The 8,274-nt window shown below is 51.8% G+C and carries 10 protein-coding genes; 8 read left to right on the top strand and 2 right to left on the bottom strand.

The window, feature by feature from the left end; genetic code table 11:
* Positions 1-668 (bottom strand): GTP-binding protein (locus tag AC2JC8_RS08365; protein ID WP_484594513.1); only part of this gene is annotated, 668 nt, incomplete at its 3' end.
* A 37-nt stretch (positions 669-705) separates the two neighbouring features.
* Between AC2JC8_RS08365 and AC2JC8_RS08360 the strand changes: the two genes are divergently transcribed.
* From AC2JC8_RS08360 to AC2JC8_RS08330, 7 genes are all read left to right on the top strand, one after another.
* Positions 706-930 (top strand): hypothetical protein, encoded by a 225-nt coding sequence (locus tag AC2JC8_RS08360; protein WP_484594512.1) that lies wholly within the window; start codon positions 706-708, stop codon positions 928-930.
* Positions 927-1,634, top strand: coding sequence for a dehydroquinate synthase/iron-containing alcohol dehydrogenase family protein (locus tag AC2JC8_RS08355; protein WP_484594511.1), 708 nt, complete (start codon positions 927-929; stop codon positions 1,632-1,634). Before AC2JC8_RS08360 ends, AC2JC8_RS08355 begins: the two co-directional genes overlap by 4 nt.
* 35 nt (positions 1,635-1,669) lie before the next feature.
* On the top strand, positions 1,670-1,915 hold the full coding sequence (locus tag AC2JC8_RS08350; protein ID WP_106500552.1) for a NifU family protein: 246 nt from the start codon (positions 1,670-1,672) through the stop codon (positions 1,913-1,915).
* Between the two features lie 50 nt (positions 1,916-1,965).
* Positions 1,966-3,273, top strand: a complete 1,308-nt coding sequence (gene serS, locus AC2JC8_RS08345; protein ID WP_484594510.1) for a serine--tRNA ligase — start codon at positions 1,966-1,968, stop codon at positions 3,271-3,273.
* Complete coding sequence (rseP, locus tag AC2JC8_RS08340) at positions 3,274-4,362, top strand: RIP metalloprotease RseP (RefSeq protein WP_481929176.1); 1,089 nt, start codon at positions 3,274-3,276, stop codon at positions 4,360-4,362. It begins immediately after the preceding gene.
* Positions 4,363-4,431: 69 nt separating this feature from the next.
* The gene (gene rpsN, locus AC2JC8_RS08335; RefSeq protein ID WP_255131149.1) at positions 4,432-4,734 is read left to right on the top strand and encodes a 30S ribosomal protein S14; all 303 of its coding nucleotides are present in this window, start codon (positions 4,432-4,434) and stop codon (positions 4,732-4,734) included.
* A 135-nt stretch (positions 4,735-4,869) separates the two neighbouring features.
* Positions 4,870-7,029, top strand: coding sequence for a polyribonucleotide nucleotidyltransferase (locus AC2JC8_RS08330; protein WP_255131150.1), 2,160 nt, complete (start codon positions 4,870-4,872; stop codon positions 7,027-7,029).
* Positions 7,030-7,047: 18 nt separating this feature from the next.
* On the opposite strand, the gene AC2JC8_RS08325 is transcribed toward AC2JC8_RS08330, so the two are convergent.
* Positions 7,048-7,953, bottom strand: coding sequence for a 3'(2'),5'-bisphosphate nucleotidase CysQ (locus tag AC2JC8_RS08325; protein WP_484594509.1), 906 nt, complete (start codon positions 7,951-7,953; stop codon positions 7,048-7,050).
* Between AC2JC8_RS08325 and AC2JC8_RS08320 the strand changes: the two genes are divergently transcribed.
* The coding region (locus AC2JC8_RS08320; RefSeq protein WP_484594508.1) for an SAM-dependent methyltransferase at positions 7,952-8,274 on the top strand (323 nt) is incomplete at its 3' end. The genes AC2JC8_RS08325 and AC2JC8_RS08320 overlap by 2 nt on opposite strands.

Here is an 8,274-nt window from a genome sequence, read left to right as displayed (position 1 = left end):
GCTAGCCGCCCACTGATAACACGAAAGTAAACAATAACTCCTCTATAAGGATCATAGTAAGAGTCGAATATCAATGCGCGCAAAGGCTCTTCCACGCGATCTGCTGGCGCCGGCACGCGATCAACAATTGTTTGCAATATTTCCGATACGCCAATACCAGTCTTTGCAGAACAATGAACTGCTTTAGATACATCTAAGCCAATAATTTCTTCAATTTCCCTACCAATACGCTCGGGATCAGCACCGGGTAAATCGATTTTATTTAACACTGGAATTATTTCTAAATCATTTTCTAAAGCCAAATAAACATTCGCCAAGGTTTGCGCTTCAACCCCCTGGCTGGCATCCACCACCAGCAGTGCTCCTTCACAGGCTTGAAGGCTGCGGCTCACCTCATAAGCAAAATCCACATGACCCGGAGTATCTATCAAATTAAGAATGTAATTTTCACCATCAGCTGCTTTGTATTCCATGCGAGCGGCTTGAAGCTTGATTGTTATGCCCCGCTCTCGCTCCAGTTCCATGTTGTCGAGGAACTGAGCTTGCATATCGCGGGCTGCCACCGTGCCGGTGTCTTGCAACAAGCGATCGGCCAGGGTTGATTTGCCATGGTCGATATGGGCAATTATGCAGAAATTGCGAATCCGTGAAACAGGAGCGTCTGTCATACCAAGATCCTAGTAAGCAAACCGCTTCTATTTTTCGATGGCCCATTCCAAAAGCGTGGTTTGTATTCACCAGCGGCCGCTGATTGTTTTTGCTAGCCCTGGCCGTTATGTGCAAGGGCCAGGTGCCACCCAAGAACTGGGCAGGGAAATGCAACGGTTGGGTTTGCAGGGGCGGGTGTTATTCATCGCCGCTGGCACTGCTAAGCGGGAATTGGCCTCGATCTGGCAAGCGGTGCTGCCCCCTGCAGTGCCCTTTCGGTGATCTACAACGCCGGCGGCAGCGTGGAGGGGTTTCGTTTTTACAACCGCCACCCCCTGCTGGTTTTAGTAGATACTGAAGTAATAGCTAGGGCCCCCAAAAGGCAACTGGTGGGCGGCATTGGTGATGCCTTGGCCACCTGGTTTGAAGCGCGCACCGTGCGTGAAAGTTGCAGCACCACCGTGGTGGGGGGCCTGCCCAGCCGCACTGGCACAGCCCTCGCCAAACTCTGTTGTGAAATCCTGCTGGCCGATGGCCCTGCCGCTTGCGCAGCAGTGGAAGCCAGAGCCACCACACCAGCCCTAGAGCGGGTGGTGGAAGCCAATAATTTGCTCTCAGGCCTGGGTTTTGAAAGTGGCGGTTTAGCTGTGGCCCATGCTGTACACAACGGCATCTCTGAGATCGAAGGCAGCCACAGCCACATACATGGCGAAAAGGTGGCCTTTGGTTTATTAACCCAATTGGTGCTGGAGGGTCGCCCCCAATCAGAAATTGAAGAGATCTACCGCTACCAGCAAGCTGTGGGATTACCAATCTGCCTGGCTCAAGTGGGGGTTGATGCCAATAGCGATGAACAGTTGAACCGCATTGCAGAACGCTCTGTAATCCCAGGAGAGAGCAGCCACAACGAACCTTTCCCTGTTAGCCCAGCGGCAGTTAGCGCTGCGCTGAGGGCGGCCGACCAATTGGGCCGCCGATTGCTTTAGGAACCTAGGATTTACTTATATCTGCACCTGTAGCCATGAGTAGTGATCTTCAAGCCCTCACCCTTGAAAACGTGGAGCGCACCCTCGATGAGCTGCGTCCTTATTTAATGGCCGACGGCGGCAATGTGGAGGTGGTGGAAATCGACGGACCAATCGTGAAGGTGCGTTTGCAGGGGGCTTGTGGTTCCTGCCCCAGTAGCACCATGACCCTAAAAATGGGCATCGAGCGCAAGTTGCGCGAAGCAATCCCCGAAGTTAGTGAAGTGGTGCAAGTGCTCTAGAGATTGGCTCTAACACCAGCCCCTAGGCTCGATGCAAATGCCCTTGGCCCGTGCTGGATCAGCGCCTGCTGCGTGATAACCCCGAGCTGATTGCTAATCAGCTTCAACGCAGGGGTAAAAGCCTCGATCTTTCATCGCTGCAGCAAAGTGCCAAGCAGTTGAGAGACGTAGAGGAAAAGCGCAGCAATCTGCAAGCCGAAGGCAACCGCATCGGCCGAGAAATGGGGCAACAAATTAAAGCTGGTGTATCACCAAATAGCCCTGAGCTACAAAACCTGCGGGATCAGGGAAATAAAGTGAAGCATCAAGTAGCGCTTTTAGAGGAAGAAGAAAAATCCCTGGAAGTTGAGCTGCGAGAACAACTATTAACTTTGCCCAATTTGCCATCGGCGCAAACCCCTGATGGCAAAAGCGAAGCCGATAATGTTGAAATCAAACGCTGGGGTTCACCCAGGCAAGAAAAAGGCCTTGAAGAGCATTGGCAAATAGGTGAGCGGCTTGGTTTATTTGAAACTGAAAGGTCTGTACGCATCGCTCAAAGCCGATTTGTAACCCTGCTGGGAATGGGCGCACGGCTAGAGCGGGCATTAATCAATTTCATGCTTGATCTCCATGGCCGCAAGGGTTATCGAGAGGTTTTGCCTCCAATTTTGGTTAATAGTGCCAGCCTCACCGGCTCAGGCCAGCTACCCAAATTTGCCGACGAAAGTTTCCGCTGCGCAGACGACGATCTGTGGCTAACCCCAACAGCGGAAGTGCCCATCACCTCCCTTCATCGTGATGAGGTGATCCCGGCGGAACAGCTTCCCTTGAAATACGTGGCTTACACCCCTTGTTTCCGCCGAGAGGCCGGCAGCTACGGCAGGGATACCCGTGGCTTGATCCGCTTGCATCAATTCAACAAAGTTGAGTTGTATTGGTTTTGTCATCCAGACAAATCAAGCGAAGCCCATGGGCAACTCACTGCTGATGCAGAAGCTGTGCTGCAAGCGCTTGAACTTCCCTATCGAGTGCTAGAACTCTGCAGCGCAGATATTGGCTTTTCAGCTGCTCGCACCTACGACCTAGAAGTGTGGCTACCTGGGGCCGGCGCCTATAGAGAAATTTCAAGCTGTAGTAGTTGCGGAGATTTTCAAGCCCGTAGATCTGCGATTCGTTTTAAAGAAGCCAAAACAACAGCTTTATTACACACTTTGAATGGCAGTGGCTTAGCGGTGGGTAGAACCATGGCTGCATTGCTCGAAAATGGGCAGCAAAGTGATGGCAGTATCAAGTTGCCGGTAGCGCTCGCTCCTTACATGGGCACAGATCTGATCCTGAGCGGTCACAATGAAACATCGGACCTTGGCAAGAAATAGGTGGGTGTTCTTTCAGCGCTGGCAATCCTCGCTTTATTAATCGTTGTTCATGAAGCAGGGCATTTCTTTGCCGCGGTTTGGCAAGGGATCCGAGTTACCAGTTTCAATGTTGGCTTTGGCCCAGTGGTGCTTGAGCGCCGCAGCCGCGGTGTGCAATTTGCTTTAAGGGCAATTCCTTTTGGTGGCTATGTAGCTTTTCCAGACGACGATCCCGAAAGCGGTTTTGATCCCAAAGACCCCGATTTATTAAAAAATCGTTCTGTAGTTCAAAGAGCTTTAGTTATTTCAGCCGGAGTAATAGCGAATCTTTTGCTTGCTCTAGCAGTGCTGTGCGCCCAAGGAATATTGGTAGGGATTCCAGCTGGTTTTAATGCCGGCAGTGGCGTGCTGGTGGTTGCATTGCAACCCGAAGGGGCCGCTGCGCTAGCGGGCCTTGAAGCTGGCGATTTGGTGGTGGGCTTGGGCGGTAAATCATTGGGTGCCGGCACCAACGCGGTGCAGCTATTGGTGGAAGCAGTAAAGAATTCACCAAATCAACCCTTAGCGCTGGAGGTGAATCGCAATGGCGTTTCCACCAGCTTGAAACTCACCCCAGCCAGCCAAAGTGGCAGCGGCCGTATTGGGGCTCAATTACAGCCCGATGGCGATGAAATTTATCGAAGGGCCCATAACCCCCTTGAGATATGGCAGCAGGCGCAAAGGGAATTCAGTCAAATACTGCGCCGCACAATTTCTGGTTTTGTGGCCTTAGCAACAAACTTTGGTGAAACCGCACCTCAGATATCTGGGCCGGTAAAAATTGTGGAAATGGGGGCAAAACTGGCTCAGCAAGGCGGCAGCAGTTTGTTTTTGTTTACGGCACTGATCTCAGTGAATTTGGCCGTACTTAATTCATTGCCTCTACCGATGCTTGATGGGGGTCAATTTTTGTTTTTGCTGCTCGAAGGTTTGCGGCGTAAACCACTACCTGAACGCCTGCAACTAGCTTTTACCCAGTCAGGTTTGCTCCTACTGCTAGGGCTCAGTGTTGTTTTAATTGTTAAAGACACCAGCCAACTAGCTTTTGTGCAGCAATTGCTGGGGCGTTAAGCCAGAAATTGCTACGAGCCTTTGATCGGCTAAGTTTGTTGAACAAATAAATCCTTTTCAGGCAGCCATATGGCGAAAAAGTCGATGATTGCGCGGGATGTGAAGCGCAAAAAAATTGTTGAGCGCTTCGCCACAAAGCGCGCAGCACTAATGGAGGCCTTCCAAGCTGCAGCAGGCCCTATGGAGCGCCTTGATATCCACCGTAAAATCCAACAGTTGCCCCGCAACAGCGCACCCAATCGGGTTCGCAATCGCTGTTGGGCCACAGGTAAGCCTCGTGGCTACTACCGCGACTTTGGGCTTTGCCGTAACCAACTAAGGGAGAGAGCTCACAAAGGTTTGCTGCCTGGTGTTGTGAAATCCAGCTGGTAACTTGGTTTTTTAACGATTCAAGCTATAACCAATCATCGTTTCACCGAGGTATCCAGTGGATGCCTCGGTTTTTTTTGCCGCATTCCTGCCGGCTGGATGTAAAGATAAGAACGAACAAGCAGGACATAAGAACAAGTGCAAGGTGAAATTCGGTCGATCTCCTTCGATGGTCGGGAGATCAGGCTGACCACGGGCCGTTATGCCCCTCAAGCCGGCGGCAGCGTGCTCATTGAATGCGGAGACACCTCGGTGCTCGTAACTGCCACCCGAGCTAACGCCCGCGATGGCATTGATTTCCTTCCTCTCACCTGCGACTACGAAGAGCGGCTCTATGCCGCTGGTCGCATACCTGGGAGTTTCTTTCGCCGTGAGGCGCGCCCCCCTGAGCGGGCAATCCTCACCTGCAGGTTGATTGATCGCCCAATTCGCCCCCTTTTCCCAAATTGGTTGCGCGACGATCTTCAAATCGTTGCTACTTGCCTTTCCCTAGATGAGAGGGTTCCCCCTGATGTGCTCGCTGTAACCGGCGCATCACTTGCCACCTTGATTGCCAAGATCCCCTTCCATGGCCCAATGGCTGCGGTGCGAGTGGGCTTACTTGGCGACGACTTCATTTTGAATCCAAGTTTCCGTGAAATCGAAAGATCAGAACTTGATCTCGTGGTAGCTGGAACCCCTGATGGGGTGGTGATGGTGGAAGCGGGCGCGAGGCAGCTGCCTGAGCAAGACATGATTGAAGCCATCGACTTCGGCTACGAAGCAGTTGGGGAATTAATCCGCCATCAACGCGACATCCTCGCTGCAATGGGGATTGAGCAGGTAATGCCAGAAGCACCAAAAGAAGATAAAAAAGTGCCTGATTACCTGAGCAAGCAGTGCTCCAAGGAAATCGGCAAAGTGCTAGCCCAGTTCAGCCTTAGCAAAGGTGAGCGGGATACCCAACTAGACGCAATCAAGTTAAAAGCAACCGAAACAATCGCAGCCCTTGGTGATAGCGATCCAGTAAAAACTGCGATTTCCAGCAGCAGCAAGCTGCTTGGCAACAGCTTTAAAGCCCTCACCAAAACAATGATGCGGGCTCAAATCTTGGAACAGGGCAAACGGGTAGATGGCCGCGAGCTCGACCAGGTGCGTGAAATCAGCGCAGCTGTGAGCGTATTACCAAAAAGAGTGCATGGTTCGGGTTTATTCCAACGCGGGCTCACCCAGGTGCTTTCCACCGCCACCTTGGGCACCCCTTCTGATGCTCAAGAGATGGATGATCTAAATCCCATCAATGAGAAGCACTACTTACATCACTACAACTTCCCGCCTTATTCCACCGGTGAAACAAAACCGATGCGATCACCAGGTCGCAGGGAGATTGGCCATGGTGCTCTAGCTGAACGGGCCTTAATCCCTGTGCTTCCAAGCAAAGAATCCTTCCCTTATGTGCTGCGGGTGGTTTCCGAATGCCTTAGCTCCAACGGTTCCACTTCGATGGGTTCAGTGTGTGGGAGCACCCTTGCCTTGATGGATGCAGGTGTGCCACTCCTAGCCCCTGTTAGTGGAGCTGCCATGGGGCTAATTAAGGAGGGAGAAGAAGTGAGGATCCTTACCGATATTCAAGGAATTGAAGATTTCCTTGGCGATATGGATTTCAAAGTTGCTGGCACAGAAAAGGGCATCACAGCTCTACAGATGGACATGAAGATGACCGGTCTTGATGTGCCAACAATCGCAAAAGCGATAAATCAAGCGCGTCCAGCGAGGCTTCATATCCTTGCGAAAATGCTTGAAGCAATTGATAAACCACGCGATGTAATGTCGCCCCACGCGCCAAGACTGCTTAGTTTCCGCATCGATCCTGAATTGATTGGCACTGTTATTGGTCCTGGTGGTCGCACCATCAAGGGCATCACAGAGCGCACAAACACCAAGATCGATATCGAAGATACCGGCATCGTTACTGTTGCAAGCCACGACGGTGCAGCAGCGGAAGAAGCTCAAAAAATTATCGAAGGGCTTACACGCCGCATTAGTGAAGGAGAAGTATTCCAGGGTCACATAACCCGGGTAATACCAATCGGCGCTTTTGTTGAAATCCTTCCCGGTAAAGAAGGCATGATTCATATCTCTCAACTATCTGAATCACGGGTAGAGAGAGTGGAAGATGTGGTGAATGTGGGTGATCAGGTAACAGTGCGGGTTCGGGAAATCGATAACCGCGGCCGCATTAACTTGAGTTTGCGCGGTGTACCCCAGGATGGTTCAGATCCCGAACCAACGGTGATCCTGCCGATTGGAGAGGTTTAGGTTTAAGCGCTTAGCTGCCTAAATTTGAAAGCCGGGATCGATGCCGGCCATCGCCTTTGCTGCCCGCTCACATAGGAGCTGGTGGCTACGGCCATGGCTAGCAATTAAACAACCAGCCTGAAGAAAACTTCCATTGCTATAGGTAAGGGCTTTGCCATCGGCGTGGTTAAAGCCTCCACCAGCGGCCCTTAATACCGCCTCCGGTGCGGCCATATCCCAATCCTTGGGTGCAGTTTCACCAGACAGCGACACATAAACATCTGCATCACCACGCAGAATTGCCGCCACTTTGCAGCCCACACTGCCCACCGTGAGGCAACTGCCGATTTGTAATTGCTGCAATAGTTGCTCTAAGCGCTGATCACGATGGTTGCGGCTTGCCACCAATACCAGTTCGGCTAATTCTTGGCGATTACTGAATTCCACAGGTTTTTTTACTCCGGCGCGGTTTTCGCACCAGGCCGAGCCTCTTCCATCGAGCAATAGACCAAGCCAAAGTTCTTGCCGTTCTGGGATTAACACCACACCGAGCACAGGCCGTTGCTGCTGCACAAGGGCTAGATGAACGGCGTATTCACCAGTTCCCTGCAAAAAATCCTTTGTGCCATCAAGGGGATCAAGGATCCAACGCCATTGATATTGCGGATCCAGGGCTTGATCTTTTGCTGTTTCCTCACTTATTAAGTTCCAAGGAGCAGCTGGAAAGGCATTGGCAAGGCCTTCAAGCAGTTGTTTATTTACTGCTAAATCAGCTGCCGTAACAGGGCCTTCTCCACCATCGGCAACCGTTAAGGCGCGGCAGTGGCCATAGGGGGGCTGTTCGCCCCGGGCATAAGCCCGCAAAATATCTGCCGATTGCCAACTCAAGGTTCTTAGAACCGTTAGCAGTGGATCCAGCTCTACACCCGTTGGTAAGGGCATCATGGAGGTACAACAGGAAGTCATTGTGACCGAGAGCTCAGAACCCAAAGGGGGAGTGCTCTATTTGGTGGGCACACCTATTGGCCATCGCGGCGACCTATCGCCAAGAGCACAGTTGGTGCTAGCTGGGGTAGATCGCATCGCCTGTGAAGATACGCGGCATAGCGGCTTGCTGCTGCATGGTTTTGGCATTCGTAAGCCCCTAATAAGTTTTCATGAACACAACCAAAAACAACGCATTCCTGAATTATTAATAAAGCTGGCCGCAGGGGAATCACTGGCCCTTATTAGCGATGCTGGCTTGCCAGGTATTAGCGATCCAGG

The organism is Synechococcus sp. (genome assembly GCF_982614295.1).
This window is presented reverse-complemented; position numbering and strand designations above follow the sequence as displayed.

Bases quoted from the DNA above. Each gene is read 5' to 3' on its own strand.
- AC2JC8_RS08360 (WP_484594512.1), top strand. From the start codon at position 706: ATGGCCCATTCCAAAAGCGTGGTTTGTATTCACCAGCGGCCGCTGATT.
- AC2JC8_RS08350 (WP_106500552.1), top strand. From the start codon at position 1,670: ATGAGTAGTGATCTTCAAGCCCTCACCCTTGAAAACGTGGAGCGCACC.
- rpsN (WP_255131149.1), top strand. From the start codon at position 4,432: ATGGCGAAAAAGTCGATGATTGCGCGGGATGTGAAGCGCAAAAAAATT.
- AC2JC8_RS08325 (WP_484594509.1), bottom strand. From the start codon at position 7,953: ATGATGCCCTTACCAACGGGTGTAGAGCTGGATCCACTGCTAACGGTT.